13 protein-coding genes and 3 tRNA genes are annotated in these 18,921 nt (G+C 46.1%); 15 read left to right on the plus strand and 1 reads right to left on the minus strand.

Annotated elements, in window-relative coordinates; all coding sequences use genetic code 11:
- Nucleotides 1-995: 995 nt before the first annotated feature.
- From AC27FN_RS08090 to nadE, 13 genes are all read left to right on the plus strand, one after another.
- Nucleotides 996-1,068 (plus strand) — tRNA-Thr (locus AC27FN_RS08090).
- A gap of 337 nt (nt 1,069-1,405) precedes the next feature.
- Nucleotides 1,406-2,887, plus strand: a complete 1,482-nt coding sequence (locus AC27FN_RS08095; RefSeq protein ID WP_487167501.1) for a peptide MFS transporter — start codon at nt 1,406-1,408, stop codon at nt 2,885-2,887.
- A gap of 68 nt (nt 2,888-2,955) precedes the next feature.
- Nucleotides 2,956-3,786 (plus strand): metallophosphoesterase, encoded by an 831-nt coding sequence (locus AC27FN_RS08100; RefSeq protein ID WP_487167502.1) that lies wholly within the window; start codon nt 2,956-2,958, stop codon nt 3,784-3,786.
- A gap of 54 nt (nt 3,787-3,840) precedes the next feature.
- Nucleotides 3,841-3,921, plus strand: a tRNA-Tyr gene (locus tag AC27FN_RS08105).
- A 5-nt stretch (nt 3,922-3,926) separates the two neighbouring features.
- Nucleotides 3,927-3,998, plus strand: a tRNA-Gln gene (locus AC27FN_RS08110).
- 190 nt (nt 3,999-4,188) lie between these two features.
- Entirely contained in the window at nt 4,189-5,517 is a 1,329-nt protein-coding gene (locus AC27FN_RS08115; RefSeq protein ID WP_487167503.1) for a replication-associated recombination protein A, read from the plus strand.
- 159 nt (nt 5,518-5,676) lie between these two features.
- Nucleotides 5,677-7,668, plus strand: a complete 1,992-nt coding sequence (locus tag AC27FN_RS08120) for an alpha/beta hydrolase family protein (RefSeq protein ID WP_487167504.1) — start codon at nt 5,677-5,679, stop codon at nt 7,666-7,668.
- Between the two features lie 16 nt (nt 7,669-7,684).
- The gene (locus tag AC27FN_RS08125) at nt 7,685-8,197 is read left to right on the plus strand and encodes a methylated-DNA--[protein]-cysteine S-methyltransferase (RefSeq protein ID WP_487167505.1); all 513 of its coding nucleotides are present in this window, start codon (nt 7,685-7,687) and stop codon (nt 8,195-8,197) included.
- A 545-nt stretch (nt 8,198-8,742) separates the two neighbouring features.
- Nucleotides 8,743-9,540 (plus strand): pyrroline-5-carboxylate reductase, encoded by a 798-nt coding sequence (proC, locus tag AC27FN_RS08130; protein WP_487167506.1) that lies wholly within the window; start codon nt 8,743-8,745, stop codon nt 9,538-9,540.
- Nucleotides 9,541-9,667: 127 nt separating this feature from the next.
- Complete coding sequence (nagA, locus tag AC27FN_RS08135) at nt 9,668-10,801, plus strand: N-acetylglucosamine-6-phosphate deacetylase (protein ID WP_487167507.1); 1,134 nt, start codon at nt 9,668-9,670, stop codon at nt 10,799-10,801.
- A gap of 28 nt (nt 10,802-10,829) precedes the next feature.
- The gene (locus AC27FN_RS08140; protein ID WP_487167508.1) at nt 10,830-11,531 is read left to right on the plus strand and encodes a GntR family transcriptional regulator; all 702 of its coding nucleotides are present in this window, start codon (nt 10,830-10,832) and stop codon (nt 11,529-11,531) included.
- Nucleotides 11,532-11,743: 212 nt separating this feature from the next.
- Nucleotides 11,744-13,216, plus strand: coding sequence for a nicotinate phosphoribosyltransferase (locus AC27FN_RS08145; protein ID WP_487167509.1), 1,473 nt, complete (start codon nt 11,744-11,746; stop codon nt 13,214-13,216).
- An 18-nt stretch (nt 13,217-13,234) separates the two neighbouring features.
- Nucleotides 13,235-14,068, plus strand: a complete 834-nt coding sequence (gene nadE, locus AC27FN_RS08150) for an ammonia-dependent NAD(+) synthetase (RefSeq protein WP_487167510.1) — start codon at nt 13,235-13,237, stop codon at nt 14,066-14,068.
- Nucleotides 14,069-14,123: 55 nt separating this feature from the next.
- Here the strand turns inward: nadE and AC27FN_RS08155 are convergent, their stop codons facing one another.
- Entirely contained in the window at nt 14,124-15,371 is a 1,248-nt protein-coding gene (locus AC27FN_RS08155) for an aminoacyltransferase (RefSeq protein ID WP_487167511.1), read from the minus strand.
- A gap of 366 nt (nt 15,372-15,737) precedes the next feature.
- Here AC27FN_RS08155 and AC27FN_RS08160 point away from each other — a divergent pair, with 366 nt between their 5' ends.
- Nucleotides 15,738-18,419 carry a cation-translocating P-type ATPase gene (locus AC27FN_RS08160; RefSeq protein ID WP_487167512.1) on the plus strand — a complete coding sequence of 894 codons (2,682 nt, stop codon included), beginning with the start codon at nt 15,738-15,740 and terminating at the stop codon, nt 18,417-18,419.
- A gap of 26 nt (nt 18,420-18,445) precedes the next feature.
- The gene (locus AC27FN_RS08165; RefSeq protein ID WP_487167513.1) at nt 18,446-18,880 is read left to right on the plus strand and encodes a hypothetical protein; all 435 of its coding nucleotides are present in this window, start codon (nt 18,446-18,448) and stop codon (nt 18,878-18,880) included.
- The last annotated feature ends 41 nt before the right edge of the window (nt 18,881-18,921 follow it).

The following is an 18,921-nucleotide window of genomic DNA, read 5'->3' on the forward strand; positions in this document are numbered from 1 at the left end:
AACACGGAAGTTAAGCTTCGTCGCGCCAAGAGTAGTTGGGGGATCGCTCCCTGCGAGGGTAGGCCGTCGCCATGCATATGAATCGTCAATCTGCGGATTGACGATTTTTTTGTACCGTTATCCAGTTTTGCGCCTAGCCTTACCCATACCTAACTAGCTTGTTTTAAGTTAAGCACCCACAGACGGGATGGCGTGTAGGCTGCGTCTTCTCTTCAGCTCCACCTAGCAACCAGGGCCCGAGTGTTCGGAACGTTCTTAATAACGGCGTCCGGTGTAAAAATGATGGTAGGAGTCTGATTTCTAGAATTATACTGGGTAAGTTATCCTATCAACTCCAAATATCGTCGCACTACAAAAATTGGTCAAGACTGTTAACTGCTAAGTCTCGGCTAGTACTTAGCCCCTCGGGCTTCTTAACCCCCTTGAGGCCTTCGTGGTACTGATGTCACCATGTCACCTAAAAGAACGATGATTAGCGACAAAATTGGGCTTCGGCAAGATCTCGACCTGCTCCCAGTCGGATGCTTTAATTCATTTAGAGGAAACACGCTTGCCATCTACGGAACAACAAACTATTACCACAATAATCACTTCATTTTGTAAGTTAGATATTCCTTGACTTGAAAGTCCAACGGAAGCTTCATAAGAGGAAGCTTAGATTAGTCGCTCGTCAATTAGCTGAAACACGGCAACGGGAAAGTCGATCTAGATTTAAGAACGTCGTCGATCCTGGCAAGAAGGGATCACGCACAACTTTGAAAGATAAGTGAGTTAACCGAAAAGTAGACCAACCTAGACGCCGCGGGCATCGGTCAGCAGGTCCACGGCGTTCCAGCTGAATGCCCGTGAAGTTCATGTTAGTCGACAGTGATCAACACTGCTAAAGTTTTAGCCTAATCTACTAACCCACTAAAATTTGACGCCATCTTGATTGTGAAAGGGACTTGAAGCAAACGGTCAAGTCCGCTATACTATCAGATATGCCAATTAGTCCTGCCGGATTAGCTCAGTTGGTAGAGCATCGGTATCGTAAACCGAGGGTCAGGTGTTCGAGTCACCTATCCGGCATTAAATTTAACTTCTTTTAACCACACTTAGATGTGGTTTTTTATTTATCTAATATATAAGCCTCGGATTGCCACGGTTGGAAGTTCGATCAGCGGTAATGTGGAAAGTGACCCAAGCTGTGATTATCAAAAAAGTGATGAAATTGTTATAACATTAGAATTGTTCGATGAAAAATGGCGAATAAATTAAAAGAAAGTTTGACTATCGCCATTTATAACGGCTATAATTATTTTATCGTTTTTTTTAAAACGGACATTTAATTGAATATGTATTTTAACAAGAATTCCCGAAAGTTGTGGCCGTTGGCTATCATTGGGGATCAATTAGGAGGATTCTTTTGGAAACTAAAAGCACGGATACAGCATTTTTTGGCCAACCCCGTGGATTGGCAACGCTGTTCTTTACTGAAATGTGGGAACGGTTTAGTTATTACGGAATGCGAGCCATTCTGCTGTTCTATATGTATTTTGCGATCGATAAGGGTGGTCTTGGCTTCAGCCAGGCAACAGCCAGCTCGATTATGGCGATTTATGGATCGCTGGTCTATTTATCCAGTGTCCTCGGCGGTTTTTTGAGTGACCGGGTCTTTGGGCCACGGCGGACGGTCTTTATGGGTGGTGTGCTGATTATGTTTGGGCACATTGCGTTAGCCATTCCAGCTGGTGCGTCAGCATTATTTGCTTCCATCGGCTTGATCGTGGTTGGGACCGGGTTATTGAAGCCAAATGTCTCTGAAATGGTTGGTGCGTTATATAGCACTGAAGATCGTCGCCGGGATGCCGGTTTTAACATTTTCGTCTTCGGGATCAACATGGGGAGTCTCTTTGCGCCTTACATCGTTGGTACCCTAGGGGAGAAAGTTAACTTCCATCTTGGTTTCTCATTAGCTGCGATTGGGATGTTCTTCGGCCTACTCCAGTATTGGCTGGATGGGCGTAAATACCTCAGCAAAGATGGTCTTTATCCATCTGATCCAATCGAACGTAGTGACATTCGGCCACTAGTGGTTCGGTGGGGACTGGGGATTGTTGCTTTGATTTTAGTGCTCGTCTTAATGGCCTTGATGGATGCCTTTAATCTAAAGAATATTATTTTACTCATCAGTATCGTCGCAATTGCTACGCCGGTGGTTTACTTTATTGTCATGTTATCGAGTCGTAAAGTGACCCATAATGAGCGTCGTCACGTTGTCGCATACATTCCGTTATTTATTGCCGCCATGCTCTTTTGGGCTATTGAAGAACAGGGCTCTGTCGTGCTCGCTTTGTTTGCTCAACAGCGGACCAACTTGACCATCGGGGGTTGGACGATGCCAGCCGCCTACTTCCAGTCGTTAAACCCGATGTTTATCATGATCTATACCCCGTTCTTTGCCATCTTATGGACACGGTTGGGTAAACGGCAGCCAAGTACGACGACTAAGTTTGCCTACGGTTTAATGATTGCTGGTCTTTCATACCTGTTTATGGCGCTACCTGGTTTAATCGGTGGAACTTCTGGTCGAGTATCCTTGCTTTGGCTTGTTGGGAGCTGGGCAATCGTTGAAATTGCCGAATTGCTCATTTCACCGATTGGGTTATCTGTAACGACGCGGCTGGCTCCAAATGCTTTCCGATCGCAAATGATGAGTATGTGGTTCTTAGCTGATGCAGCTGGACAAGCGGTTAACGCTCAGATTGTTCAATTTTACAGTTCATCAACAGAAGTACCATATTTCCTTGCTATTGGCGCGGTTAGTGTCGTCTTCGGAATTGTCTTGTTTATCTTCAGAAAACCGATCTTTGGTCTGATGAAAGATGTTGAAATTGCCGCGAACTAATTAGGATATGCTAAGATGTCTTCAGATAATCCTGAAGGCATTTTTTTGTTTCAGAGGAGGTGATTATCATGGCCAAGGTGGCAATAACTAGCGACAATCATTTTGATGTCAATCGATTAGATGCTCAAGAACTGTTGAAGAAGCAGGCTCAAGCTCTGACTGATCGCCAGGTGGATTATTACATCATCGCTGGTGATACGTTTAATGATTTCACTAAAACCACTGCTTACGTTGACGCCTTACAACATGAGCTAGGCCGGCAAACCGAAGTGTACTATTTGGCTGGGAATCACGATATGGCGGCCGGGGTCACCTATGCAGAGTTAGAAACACGGGTCAATGCGCATTACTTACACAATCAATTTGTGGACATTCCCAACACGAATTGGCGAATTATCGGCAATAATGGCTGGTACGATTACACGTTTGCGGCTCAACTGTTCAATGAACGCAGTGAAGATGACTTTGCCCAATGGAAACGAGCTTATTGGTTTGACGGGACGATCCAGCAACCGATGAGTGATCCAGAACGTGAACAGGTGGTCCTTGATCAAACGGCCACCCAATTATTAGCAGCCAACGTTGCGCACAAACGAATTTTTTATGTCACTCATTTTGTACCACGCCGTGAGTACATTCATGTGACCAATGACAATCGTTTTTGGAATATGGCCAATGCGATGATGGGAAGTCAGCGATTAGGAGAGGTATTGAGCAAAGGTGGGGTGGATTTTGCACAGTTTGGCCACTTACACATTAAGCCAGCGCCAAGATTATTAGACGGGGTCACGTATTTTGACCAGGCGGTGGGCTACAACACCCATCGAATTATGGAATGGGACCATGCGGACTTTATGAGCGAATGGCTCACACGGTTACGAATCCTGTCATTAACGTGAATAACGGCCTTGAATTTATCGAAAAGATTCGGTAAAATAAACGGGTTGTTAATTGGCGGAATAGCGAAGTGGCTAAACGCAGCGGTCTGTAAAACCGCCCCGAAAGGTTCGTTGGTTCGAATCCAACTTCCGCCATTCATTGGGATATAGCCAAGTGGTAAGGCAACGGACTTTGACTCCGTCATGCGCTGGTTCGAATCCAGCTATCCCAGTTTAATCAAATGAAGACCTGATTTCCGGTAGTGTTGCGGAAGTCAGGCCTTTTTTGGTTCAGTTTCGGTGGCTGGCATGTATCGACTGATAATGATTCAGGGGCAGATGTTATCGGCGCGCAGGTTGAGACGAGTATAAAAAATGTTATACTAGTGCTACGAACGTATGTTTGACTAGGAGGTGAACCGCATGGCCGAACAAACTTCTTTATTTGAGGATAACGGGGAAAATCAACCCTTAGCAAGTCGGATGCGACCGCGGACCTTAAGTGAATTCGTCGGTCAGACACAATTGTTAGGGCCGGGTAAGGTATTACGGCAACTAATTGATGAAGACACGCTGTCCTCGTTTATTTTTTGGGGACCGCCAGGCGTGGGAAAAACAACGCTGGCGCGAATTATTGCTAGAAAGACGCAGGCCCGCTTCATTAATTTCAGTGCGGTCACTAGTGGCATCAAAGAAATCCGTGATGTGATGACTGAGGCCGAGGCAAATCGACAGGTTGGCGAACGAACGGTTGTTTTTGTCGATGAAATCCACCGCTTTAATAAAGCCCAGCAGGATGCCTTTCTTCCCTTTGTCGAGAAAGGAAGTATTACGCTGATCGGGGCGACCACGGAGAATCCGTCGTTTGAGATCAATGCAGCGCTATTATCGCGAACCAAGGTGTTTGTCTTGCAACCACTAAAACAAGCCGATTTAATTCAATTATTGCAGCAAGCGCTTCACGACAAGCGTGGTTTTGGTGACCAACAAATTAACATTGACGAAACGACTTTGGCTGCCATTGCCGATTTCGCTAATGGTGATGCTCGGGTGGCGTTGAATACGTTAGAAATGGCAGTTTTAAATGGACAACGGGTCGGTGAAGTGACGACGCTTGATCAAAACGATGTCGCCCAACTTGTCTCAAAAAAATCGCTTTTGTATGACAAGCATGGTGAAGAACACTACAACATTATCTCAGCGTTGCATAAATCGATGCGTAACTCAGATGTAGATGCAGCCCTATACTGGTTATCCCGGATGCTAGAGGGCGGTGAAGATCCGCTATATGTTGCTCGACGCCTCATTCGTTTTGCTAGTGAAGATATTGGACTAGCGGATTCGCGAGCGCTTGAATTAGCTGTGGCCGCCTATCAGGCTAGCCATTTAATTGGTATGCCGGAGTGTAGTGTCAATCTGGCACATGCAGTCAGCTATCTGTCACTTGCGCCAAAATCAAATGCGATTTACACGGCTTACGATGCGGCTAAAGCAGATGCCTTGCACACGTTAGCAGAACCTGTGCCGTTGCAGATTCGCAATGCGCCAACCAAACTAATGGCTGATTTGCACTATGGCGAAGGGTACCAATATGCCCACGATACCGAGGCTAAACTAACAACGATGCAAACAATGCCTGATAATTTAATCGGGCGCACCTATTATCGGCCGACTAATCAAGGATCTGAAGCCCGTTTTGCCAAGCGATTAGCTGAGATTAAACAGTGGCAGCATGACCACCGGAAATTGTAGTGGACAAGTAATACTGGCCTGGTCCCTGTGCCTAGTCAACTGCCAGCTTCACGCTGATTTTTTGATGATGCAGTAGGCGGCGCGTTGAAAAAGCCCTATAATAACGGCAACTAAGTTCGTTTGTGATCAATCAATTTAATAGATGATGAGGCGCATGCAATGGCAAAACCAGTGGCAATAACAGATCTTTTTGAATTAGTGGCGATGGGACAGCCGGTTGCCAATGATACCGGCGTTTTTTACCTAACCACTCAAATGCGGCAGCGTGAAAATGATTACGCGACAACAATTAATCGTTTTGACTTTAACTCACAGACGACAACCACGTGGGGCACCAACAGCGGTTTGGACAACCAACTACAGCTGGCCGACGATGACACGGTATTGTTGTTTACGAGTGAAGATGATCACCAAAAGCGTCAAGTTTTTACGCAATCCCTGGCTGGTGGGTCTCCAGTTCAACGGACGTTTGAGCCTTTTGGTGTAACGGCATTTGTTTTTGATGCAGCGCGGCAGGTGATTTACTATCAGGCCGCGTTAAAACAAAGTGGGATTGTACCAGTTCCGGCTGACTCGCGTTTTCCCCAACCGATCAACTACACCAAGACCATTTATAAGGATAATGATCTGGGGTATTTTGCTGAAGACGAGCGGTACGTGATCAAGCGCCAAGTTGTCGGACAAGCCAGCGCTAGTGAACTCTGGACAAGTGAGGAGCGCTTCACATTAGGGCCCTTGTCTCATGATGGTCGCCTGCTAACCATTGCCATTGCGGGTCAGCCGGATGTGGATTGGGATTTTAGTCAAGTGACTCAAATCCTGGACGTTGAAACAGGTGAACTGCGGACAGTCAAGTCACCAAGCTCGCTTGGCACCCTGGCGCCGGTCGCTTTTAATCCAAGCGATACTGTTTTACTGCTGACTGGCGCTACTAATGAAATTCCTAATATTTCTGCACAACATTTATATGCGTATGTGATCGACCAGCTGCAGTTAACCGAACTAACGCCAAACCCGGACGTCGTGGTCGGTGATTTAGTGATGAATACAGATGCTCAACAAAATTTGCATGGCCGAGCAGCAATGTTTATTGATGATCAACAATTTGTGTATCAACAATTGATCTCTGGGCAGTTGCAACTGGTTTTAGGTCGGTTGGGTGATGATCCGGATAATCGAGTGGTGGTGGCTGGCGGACCACGGCACGTCACTGATTTTACGACAGGAATCAAACAACACCGGCTGTATTTTATGCAATCACAGTGGACACAAGTGGCAAAATTGGTTGCCTTAGATTTGGACACACAGACAGAAACGACCCTAATTAATCCTAACGCGGCCTACGAAGAAAAGCATGACTTGGTCAAACCACAGACCGTTAATTTCACCAGCGCCGACGACTTTCATGTTCACGGCTGGTACTTGCCTCCAGTGGATGCACCAGCGATGGCAAAATATCCGGCTATTTTATACATTCATGGCGGGCCTGGGGCTAATTACGGTGAGACCTTCTTTCACGAATTGCAGGTTTATGCGAGCCACGGCTATGGTGTAATTGCCATCAATCCCCGCGGATCAACTTCTTACGGTGAGGCCTTCCAACGTGGCGTGATTGGTCACTACGGTCAAGGTGATTACGAAGATTTAATGGCAGCCGTAGATCGTGTTTTAGCCAGTGACGTCAAAATTGATCGAGAACACCTGTATGTCACCGGTGGTTCTTACGGTGGGTTTATGACGAATTGGATTGAGGGGCATACAAACCGATTTAAAGCAGCGGTCACACAACGCTCAATCGCCAATTGGATTAGCATGTTTGGTACTAGCGACATCGGTTATTACTTCTTGCCGTGGGAGTTAACTGGGCAACGGAAAATGGCTGTGACAGGTGTAAAACCATTGTGGGATGCCTCGCCATTGAAATATGTGGATCATGTTCACACCCCAACATTAATTTTGCATAGTGAGCAAGATTTTCGTTGTCCCATTGGTCAAGGGGAAGAGTGGTTTACTTCGCTAAAGTTGAACGGGGTTGAGGCGAAAATGGTTCGTTTCCCTGGCGAAAATCATGATTTATCCAGAATCGGTAAACCTAGCCTGCGAGTTGCTCGAATTCAAGCAATTCAAGACTGGTTTGACGCGCATCAATAATAAGGAGGAGCCGAAGATGCGACAACTATATCAAGCTGTCTTAAGCGTTGGAGCTGATCAGTTTCAATTATTAGCCTCAGAGCAGGGATTGGTTTTTGTGGGTTCACCCAACGCTTCAATCGACGAGGCAAAACGTTATTTACCAGACTATCAGGCTGTGCTAAAGGCGCAGCCAAACGCGTTGATCATGGCGCCATATTTGAAACAACTTTCTGAATACTTTGCCGGTAAACGCAAAGAGTTTGACTTAGCTGTTGATTTTGACGGTGTTGGGACCGGTTTACAACAAGCGGTATGGGCTGCGCTCCGTCTGATTCCATATGGCATGACTTGTGATTACACAACCATCGCCCAAAATATCGACCGCCCAGATGCGATTCGGGCAGTAGCGACTGCGATTGCTAAAAACCCAGTGCTCATTGTCACGCCTTGTCATCGCGTATTGCGAAAAGATGGCGGTCTAGGTGGCTATCGTGGCGGGCTTACTATGAAAAAAGCACTATTGGCGTTGGAAAAACAAGCTCATTAATGACTGACATCGGCTGAATTCTTGTGCATTAGGTAGCTACCAACGATTAGTCAAGAAAACTGAAGGCCAATTTCTTTTCTACCTTTACTCAAGGCAAACAACGGTTTATTTGTAAGTCATGCAATGCTAATTAATGACTAAGATACAGCACAAGTAACCACAAATAAGCCTTACTCACTGGAATTTTTGTCGAGCTCCGTCAGCCTGGGCCTTGCGCCTGGCGTGTTGCCAGCAATTGGTAAAGCCCACCAATCACTGCCAACTTGCTAGTGCTCAGGCTCAAAGCGGCTGATTGCGCTCTGAGTTCTTTTGTCGAGTTACACAAGCCTGATGTTTGTGCCTAGACCAGCTTGTTTCGCTCTGATTTTCTTTGTTGTGGCTCAGCAGCTGGCGTGTTTTTTATTGATTTATGACTTCGAGTTGCATTAATGGTCTATATCAGTTACATTCTTATTAAATAAGGACATAGTCGGGTTTTGATTTAAAGTGGTCAATAAGCATAATGGTTTAACAAAAGTCACTAAATATTGGAGGGATGATTTCTCATGCAGCTTGGTTTTATCGGCGTTGGTGGCATGGCACAGGCCATTATCAGTGGTTTAATTAAAACGGATACCGTGGCCGCTAGTGATATCTTAGTTCACAGCCCGCATCCGGCTCACTATCAAAAGTTTGCGGCAGCTACTGGCATCCAACAAGCAGATAGTAACGCCGCGGTGGTGGCCGCCAGCGATTTTGTTGTCTTAGCTGTTGTTCCTGGGGCAGCCCAGGCAGTATTAAGGGAAATTCGCGATGAATTAAATGGCCACCAAAAGGTGTTGATTTCCATTGTCGCCGGGTTGAGTTTGCAAGCAATGGAAGAAATAGCTGGTTATGATTTAGCTATTTTGCGAACATTGCCCAATGTGAACGTGGCGATTGGGGCCGGCATGACTGCCGTGGCCGCTAATAATAATCTAACTGGGGCCAAATTGGCCGACGCGAAAGGTCTGTTTGACGCTATTGGCAGTACGTCGGTTTTACCAGAAGCAGATTTTAGTACTTTCTCGGCTTTGGCAGGTAGTTCACCGGCGTTTATTGATTTCTTCATTGACGCGTTGGCGCGCGCCGGCGTGAAACATGGGTTAACCAAGGTTGAAGCGACGCGAATTGCGGCTGCCGTTACAGAGGGATCAGCCAAAATGGTCCTAGATAGTGATCGGACGCCGTTTGATTTGATTGACCAAGTTTCTTCGCCGGGTGGATCGACGGTTGCCGGTTTATTAGCCATGGAGGAAGCCGGGTTGATGACGGCGGTAGTCAAGGGCATCGATGCCACGATTGAACGCGATCAAGAAGCTTAACATTGTCAAAATGGTCTAGACCATCTATACTAGAAAGCGGATCCAATGTTTGGACTAGACCCATAGTGAAATGCATCCTGTCATAAGGGTGGTTTGCTGTGTGGCACAATGATGAGGAGGAAGATCAATGAGTACGGTTTTGAAGCACGCGATTATTTATACGGGTGAAGAAAAGATTGACGACGGTTACATTCGCTTTAGTAAGTCCATCGAGGCGATTGGACCAATGAGTGACTACGTGGCCGAACCGGAAGATGAAGTTGAATTTGTCTCTGGCAAAGTGATCGTGCCAGGATTTATCGATGTGCACGTTCATGGTGGTTATAGCTTTGATTCAATGGATGGCAACGCTGACCAAATTAATGAAATGGTCAACGATATGATTCATGAAGGCGTGACGACGTTATTCCCGACAACCATGACCCAATCTACGGAACACTTAGATCACGCGATGAAGGGGATCGCAGCCGCTGCTGAAGAGAATCCAGTCATCCAAGGGGTGCATCTGGAAGGACCATTTATCTCAGCCACCTTCAAAGGCGCACAACCAGAGCAGTACATCACTGATCCAAACATCGAGTTATTGGATAATTGGAATAAACTGTCTGGCAATCGTGTTCGGCTCATCACGTACGCTCCAGAAGACCCTGGTTCGCGTGACTTTGAAGCTTACTGTCTCAGCCACAACATTGTTCCCTCAGTCGGCCACAGTAATGCCACTCGTGAACAGATGTTAGCTTCTAAAGCCACTCATGTCACTCACTTATATAATGCACAGCGTGAATTCAAGCACCGTGAACCTGGCGTCACTGGTCATGCCATGTTAGAAGACAATATGTATTGTGAACTAATTTGTGACGGGTTCCACATTGTGCCAGATATGATCAAGCTCGCTTATGAACAGAAAGGCCCAGAACGGATTGACTTAGTTACCGATTCCATGCGGGCTAAAGGAATGCCTGAAGGAATTAGTGAACTTGGCGGTCAAAAAGTCATCGTTAAAGATAAACAGGCGCGATTAGAAACCGGGAACCTGGCTGGCTCAGTCTTACGTTATGATGATGCATTCCGCAATATTCAATACTTTACTGGTTGTGGGATCGAAGAGGCCGTCCAAATGTCGTCTGTCAACCAGGCCGAAGAATTCGGTTTGACGACCAAGGGCGCTTTGGTTCCAGGCAAAGACGCGGACTTTAACGTGATGGATCGAACGCAGACACTGGAACGGACTTATAGTTATGGACGTCGATTTGACGATTAAATTTCAAAAACAGTAAGGGATGGATAAGATGGCCTCACCGATATACATTCAAATTCATAATCGCTTGCGTAAAGCAGTCGAAGACGGGCAATGGCAAGTTGGCGACAAAATTCCCTCAGAACGGGAGTTAGCTATCCAATTTGGTGTTAGCCGGATGACCCTTCGGCAAGCTGTGCAAACGTTGGTTGAAGAGGGATTATTAGAACGACGCGTTGGCGCCGGAACCTACGTTGCTAATCGCAAGGTGCAAGAACGGATGTCTGGCGTGACCAGCTTCACTGAATTGATGGAACAAGCAGGTAAGGTACCATCTTCTCGCACCGTCTCTTACCACATTACCGCGCCGTCATTGTCTGAAAGTGAAAAATTGCAATTGTCACCAACTGAACAAATTCTGCGCATGGAACGGATTCGATTTGGTAATGATGAACCGATTTGTTTTGAAGTTGCGACGGTACCAGAACGATTGATTAAACGATTTTCTAAGGAAGATGTGACCAATTCGTTGTATCGTGTCTTGGAAGACGAAGCTGGCTTAAAAGTGGGGCATGCGCAGCAGACGGTGTCAGCGATGACTGCTAGTGAACGCGTGGCTGAATACTTGAATGTCAAACGTAATGCGCCACTTTTACGGCTGCGCCAGGTTTCATTTTTAAACGATGGGACGCCGTTTGAATATGTCAGAACCCAATACGTTGGCAGTCGGTTTGAATTCTATCTGGAGCGGTAGTTTATTTATATTTTCATTTTATCAAGTGGTGATTTGTGCGAAATTTTTCGTGCAGATCACTTTTTGCTTACGGCCCTTACTTTGCCTGGATGACGCCAAGCTGATTTATGGCAAGTTTTTATGGATGTCATTGCACAAATCACCGTATCAGAGGGGGATATGGTAGAATGTGAGGGTTAAATAAAATTCAATCGGGAAGGATCGTAATTCCAATGGCAACGCGTTACCCTGATGATAGTTTGACGCTTCACACGGACGCTTATGAAGTCAATATGGTACAGACCTACTTTGAGGAAGGCGTGGCTGACCGTCATGCTGTTTTTGAATTATATTTCCGTGATTTACCTTTTCACAATGGTTATGCGGTGTTCGCGGGTTTGGAGCGATTAATTGATTACATCAATCAACTGCGCTTTAGTGAAACGGATTTAGCTTATTTAGCGAGTTTAAATCAATACTCGCCAACGTTCTTAGCTTATTTACGCGACTTTAAATTCACCGGCACGATTCGAGCAGCTCGTGAAGGTGACCTTGTTTTCAATAATGAACCGCTTGTTCAAGTTGAGGGCACGTTAGTCGATTGTCAGTTGGTCGAAACGGCATTGCTCAATATTGTTAATTATCAGACACTGATTGCGACGAAAGCGGCTCGTATTCGATCCGCTGCCGGTCATGATGGTATCTTGGAATTTGGCACCCGACGCGCGCAAGAGTTGGATGCTGCTATTTGGGGTACCCGGGCAGCGTACATCGGTGGTTTTGATGCCACGAGTAATATGCGTGCTGGTAAAATTTTTGGTATTCCAGTGAGCGGTACACACGCTCATAGCTTAGTACAAACATATCGTAATGATTACGATGCCTTTATGGCTTATGCACGTTCCCATAAGGACTGTGTTTTCTTAGTTGATACCTATGACACGTTACGATCTGGTGTGCCTAATGCGATTCGAGTTGCTCGCGAAATGGGCGATCAAATCAACTTTTTGGGTGTGCGTATTGATTCAGGGGATATGGCGTATATTTCAAAGCGCGTTCGCGAACAATTGGATGAAGCTGGCTTCCCGGATGCAAAGATTTATGCTTCCAACGACCTTGATGAGAAGACAATTACTAACCTTAAGATGCAAGGCGCTAAAATCGATGTCTGGGGAGTCGGCACAAAGTTGATCACTGCCTTCGATCAACCGGCCTTGGGTGCGGTGTACAAATTGGTTTCCGTTGAAAATGAACGGGGTAAAATGGTGGACACCATCAAGTTATCAAGTAACGCTGAAAAGGTGACCACTCCCGGGAAAAAGCAAGTCTGGCGGATTACCAAACGCGCTGATGGTAAGTCAGAAGGTGACTATGTAGCGCTAACTGACGAGCGCCCAGACCAAGCTGACAAATTGCATATGTTTCATCCTAGCTATACTTACATCAATAAAGATGTGACTGATTTTAATGCGCGACCGATCTTGGTTGATATTTTTGATCAGGGACAACAAGTCTATGAAATCCCTGAGTTGGCGGAGACAAAAGCTTTTGCCGCTGAACAATTGGCCTCGTTGTGGGATGAATACAAACGTGATTTAAATCCACAAATTTATCCGGTCGATTTATCACAAAAACTATGGGATCACAAACAACATATCATTGAAGAAGTGCACGATTATGTGAGCTCCTTAAAGTTTGATAATTAAGGCATTGGAGGCATAATGATGAGATCACAACAAGCGGCCATTATCAAAGCGCTAGGCGTTAGCGCTGATTTTAATGCGGAAACGGAAATTAGAAAAAGCGTTGATTTTTTAAAAGCTTACTTAACAAAGCATACGTTTTTGAAGACCTTGATTTTAGGCATTTCTGGTGGTCAAGATTCAACGCTGGCCGGGAAATTATCACAAATGGCGATTGCTGAATTACGGACTGAGACTGGGGATCAGGCCTATCAGTTTGTTGCCGTCCGGTTACCATATGGCGAACAGGTTGACGAAAGTGATGCGATGGACGCCATTAGTTTTATGCAGGCTGACCGGGTTTTCCGAGTGGACGTTCGGCCAGCAGTGGATGCAGGGGTGGCAGCGGTGGAAGCTAATGACTTGGCCGTCTCTGACTTCAATAAGGGTAATATCAAAGCGCGCGAACGGATGGTGGCTCAGTATACGATCGCTGGTGAGTTACATGGGGCAGTAGTTGGCACTGATCATGCTGCTGAAGCCGTTACTGGTTTTTATACGAAATATGGTGATGGTGGGACAGATATCGATCCGTTATATCGCTTAGACAAACGGCAAGGTAAAGCGATGCTGAAAGTATTAGGTGCGCCTGAACATTTGTACCTGAAAACACCAACGGCTGATTTGGAAGATAAACGACCAGCGTTGCCTGATGAAGTCGCTTTAGGGGTCACCTATGAAGATATTGACAATTATCTAGAGGGCCAAACAATCGATCCGGCGGCAGCAGAGAAGATTGAATCCTGGTATCAAAGAACGGCGCACAAGCGGCATATGCCGATCACGATTTTTGATAACTTCTGGAAGCGAATTTGATCCACATAAAAAACGTCATCCTTAGATGGCGTTTTTTATGTGGATCAAATTAAAACTAGGCCTCATTGCGGCCGGTGATCTTTTTCAAGGCTTCATAAAGGTGGTAGACAACCGGGCGCACAGGCTTCGTGAAAGTACCTAAGCGTTCTTCCGTTAGACCACCAAAGGATTGCTTAAAGGCGAGGACCCCATCTGACCCATCAAACAAACCGGCGACACCGAAAAAGTTGTAGCGCGGGATATGTTGGGCGATTGCAAGGTGCATCATATGATCTTGGATTAAATAAGGCGCATAGAATTGTTTGAATGTTTCATTAGTGAAGCTAAACATATAGGTCAATTCTTGCGGTTGAATAAAGAACATTGCCCCAGAAAGAACGGCTATCTGCCCATATTGGTCAGTCAATTGTTGCGCTTCAGTAATCCGTTTTTCATGTTGATGGGCTTGATCAGAAAACTCATTAAGCTGCGCCTTAACGTGTCGATTATTGGGCTTTTGCGTCAATTGGTCATTCAAGGCGCGAATTTTTTCCTTGAGTTCGGTGAGCTTAACCGTTTGATTGGCAATGTACGTTTCAAAATTGAGCTCTGCGAAGATAAATTTGACACGATCGCCATAAGCTTTAAACGTTCGTTGATAATAATCCAGTGACTTATCGTGAAAGTGCAAGCGGTCAGCGGTAGCTTGTGTGTATTTTTTGAATTGTGGGAGTTGATCATAGGTGAGTTCGCGCAATTGAATTCCGAACTGTTGTGTCTTTTTCACCCCGTATTGGGCATCTTTTTCATAACTTTTTACCAACGATGTAGCCGTGAGACCCGTTAAATCTTTAGCGAATTCGTAACCAACTAAAGTTGTCGAGAATCCGGCAATCATCGGTTGATAGGTGAAACCGAGTCGTTGCATTGATTCAATCACGTCTTCGTTGCTAAGGTTAACCACTTGGCCGTCACCATTGAATTGTCTTCGATGTAAATTAGGAATGAAGCGAATCATCAGACCATGACGCTGATGGGCAAAACGTTGTAGGCCATCAGTAAAGGTTTTGACAACAACTTGATTACGGTAATCCATTAGCGGGCCACCTTCGATTTCAAATAGCTGTCCGATGCGAAGCTTTTGCCAACTGACCAAAGCGGCAGCAACGACTTGATGCTGATCGTCATAAACACCCACAAAGGCAGTTGAACGGCCCCGCTGTGACAGAACTTGTTTTTGCCAACTCGTTTGTAAATATGTCCCCTGCGGATGGCGTTGTTCAAATGTCATAAATTCTGCTTCGTTAAGTTCTCCAAATTCCATGAAAGCCAGGCTCCCTTGATTAATCTCTTATCTTACCGGGTGTCATTATAGCATAGGGCTTGTGTAGTCCATGAGTCAGCCACGTGCCTTAATAACTTTCTTAAACGTTGTGCCTTAAAGTCAGCCCACTTGCGTTTAGGATGGTAACTCGGTATACTTACTCCAGATAAATGAGGGAGTAACTAATGCTTTAGTCGACTACTGGTCGCTTGATGATCCATGATAGCAGTCTGACAGAGTGTGACAACGCCACCAGCAAGACATGTTCTGGTTTTGTCTTAAATAGTGAGACTCATGATCGACACTTTTAGGTGTGCGTTCATGAGTCTTTTTTGGTCTCACGGACGTGCGGAAGGGAAGCATTAGATGAGTCAAAATAAATTACCACAGGCTGCTCAATGGACGACCGAGCAGGCATTAAAGCAAGTCGAGAGTCAACCGAAGGGCTTAAATGACCAGGCGGTGCAAACACGTCAACAGCAGTATGGCGTGAATGCGTTAACCGGTAAACGGCAAACCAGCTTGCTAGAGAAATTTATTGCGCAATTTAAAGACCTCATGATTATTGTCTTGATCGCGGCTGCAATTATTGCTGCTTTCACCGGTGAGGGTGTTGACGCAATCATCATTTTATTGGTGGTGATTCTCAATGCGGTTTTCGGCGTCTTTCAGGAGGCGAAAGCTGAGCAGGCAATTAATGCGCTGCAAGAAATGTCGGCGCCTAATGCGCATGTCTTGCGAAATGACACTACCATGACCGTTAAAAGTGATGAGTTGGTGCCTGGCGATATCGTTTTGTTAGAGGCTGGCGATATCGTTCCGGCGGACTTGCGATTAATCGAAGTTGCATCGCTTCAAATTGAAGAATCGGCGTTAACCGGTGAGTCAGTCCCCGTCGACAAACAGTTAGCGCCGATTACGGATCCGAGTGCCGGTCTAGGTGACTTAAGTGATTTGGCCTTTATGAACAGTAATGTGACGTATGGGCGAGGCACTGGGGTGGTGGTTGCCACCGGAATGCAGACCCAGGTTGGACGGATCGCCGGCATGCTAGATCGGACGCAAGAACGTAAGACACCGTTACAGGAAAATCTGGCTCACCTAGGGAAAGTTTTAACCGCGCTAATTTTGGTGGTGGCGGTTATCGTCTTTGTTGTGGGGATGATCCGGGGCAATGAAACGTTGGTTAATATGTTGTTGACGGCGATTTCACTGGCGGTAGCCGCGATTCCGGAAGGTTTACCAGCCATTGTCACGATCACCTTAGCACTGGGTACGACAAGGATGGCCAAATTAAATGCGCTAGTACGCCGTTTGCCAGCAGTGGAAACTTTAGGGAGCACCGACATTATTGCTTCCGATAAAACGGGAACGTTGACGCAAAATAAAATGACCGTTGAGAAAGTAATTGTGGATGGCGATGTGCTGGACGCAAAGCAAACGGCTGGGGCAACGAGTAGCGACGACCAGGGCCTGCTAGCTAGTTTACTTTTGTTAAACAACGACACTAAAACAATCGATGGTCAATTGGTTGGTGATCCAACTGAAACCGCGTTAGTTCAATACAATATTGATCATCAGGTAAATCCCGAAGACTTTTTGGCGGCCCACCCCCGGGTGGCTGAAATTCCGTTTGATTCTGATCGTAAATTAATGACGACCGTTAATCAAATGAATGAGGCTAATGATCAATTGTGGGTAACCGTAAAAGGGGCCCCTGATGAATTGTTGAAACGGGTTACTCGTATTCAAAGCAATGGCGAGATTAGCCCAATGACCGATCAGTTGCGCGAGCAATTGCTGACGATTAACCATCAACTGGCGGTCCAAGCGCTGCGGGTATTGGCTTTTGCATATCGACCGGTCAGCACGATTCCGGTCGAGATGGTCAGCGATCAAGTCGAACAAGATTTGATTTTTGCCGGATTTGTCGGGATGATCGACCCAGAACGACCAGAAGTTGCTGGGGCCGTTGCGGAAGCAAAATCGGCGGGAATTCGTCCATTGATGATTACTGGTGACCATGCGGATACGGCAAAAGCGATTGCGGTTCGGTTAGGTATCATTGACGCTAATGATCAGGCTGGTGTCATCACGGGCGCACAGCTTGATGCACTGAGTGATGCTGAGTTCTCTAATCAAGTGGAACAATATTCCGTCTATGCACGGGTGGCGCCTGAACATAAAGTGAGGATTGTCAATGCTTGGCAACAAAAGGGCAAGGTTGTTGCTATGACTGGTGATGGGGTTAATGATGCGCCAGCGTTAAAGGCAGCTGATATTGGCGTTGGCATGGGGATCACCGGGACTGAGGTTTCTAAAGGGGCCTCTGATATGGTGCTAGCTGACGATAACTTCTCCACGATTGTGGTGGCGGTTCGCGAAGGCCGGAAAGTGTTCGCAAATATTCAAAAGGCGATTCAGTACTTGTTGTCTGCGAACTTAGGGGAAGTATTAACCTTGTTTGTGATGACAATGATGGGGTGGCAAATTCTGGCACCGGTGCATATTCTGTGGATTAACCTGGTGACAGATACTTTTCCAGCGATTGCCTTAGGACTAGAACCCGCCGAGAAAAATATTATGCAACAAAAGCCGCGGGGGCGTTCATCAAACTTTCTATCCGGTGGAGTCTTTGGCAATATTATCTATCAAGGGCTGTTCGAAGGTGGCTTGACCTTACTGGTTTATTGGCTTGCTTTGACATTCCCCGTCCACGCTAATGCGACGCAGATGCATGCTGACGCGCTAACCATGGCCTTTGCGACTTTGGGCTTGATCCAACTGTTCCACGCCTTTAACTCAAAATCGATTCATGGTACCATCTTCACCGGTCAATTGTTTAAAAATCGGGCGTTTAACTGGGCTATCCTGGCAGCTTTCATTCTCTTAGCTGCGACGATTGCGATTCCTGGTTTTAATGGTTTATTCCACGTCACAACGCTATCTGGTTTCCAATGGCTGATTGTTTTGAGCGCTGGTGTTGCCATGATTTTGATCGTAGAAGTGGTAAAATCGTTTCAGCGGATGGCGGCGCGCCGTCACTAATTTGATTGATGACAGGAGTAAGACTTTTGAAAAAGAATTTAATGATGACATTTGCACGAACGCTTTCACAGGTGATCGAAGAAACGCAAACGATTCAACAAGGATTGGAACCTTATTATACGAAGTTACGTGAAGCACTTGATCAGGCCCAGCTGGATCAAATTGACGTGGCGAATCTGGCGGATATCAAGGCTGAATTTCAGGATGGAACGGAGCGCTATCGCGGACTTCAAGAGCGACTCCAGCAATTGCAAGCACCGGCTCGCTTTTTAGGGAAGCATCGGAGTCTAGTGACGGCCTATACGACCTATGTCACTGCTTGTCAGGCCATGACTGATAGTATTAACTTGGATCGTCATCAAGTGGACCAAGCACAATTCGATCAAGCTGAGACAGATCAGACTGAGGCGATGAATCGGATTATTCGATTGGTTCAGACTTTAATGCAAACACAAGCATAATCGACGTCAAAATAAGGACGAGTTGCGTATATCTTAATCAG

Source organism: Furfurilactobacillus sp. W61-4 (assembly GCF_057545565.1).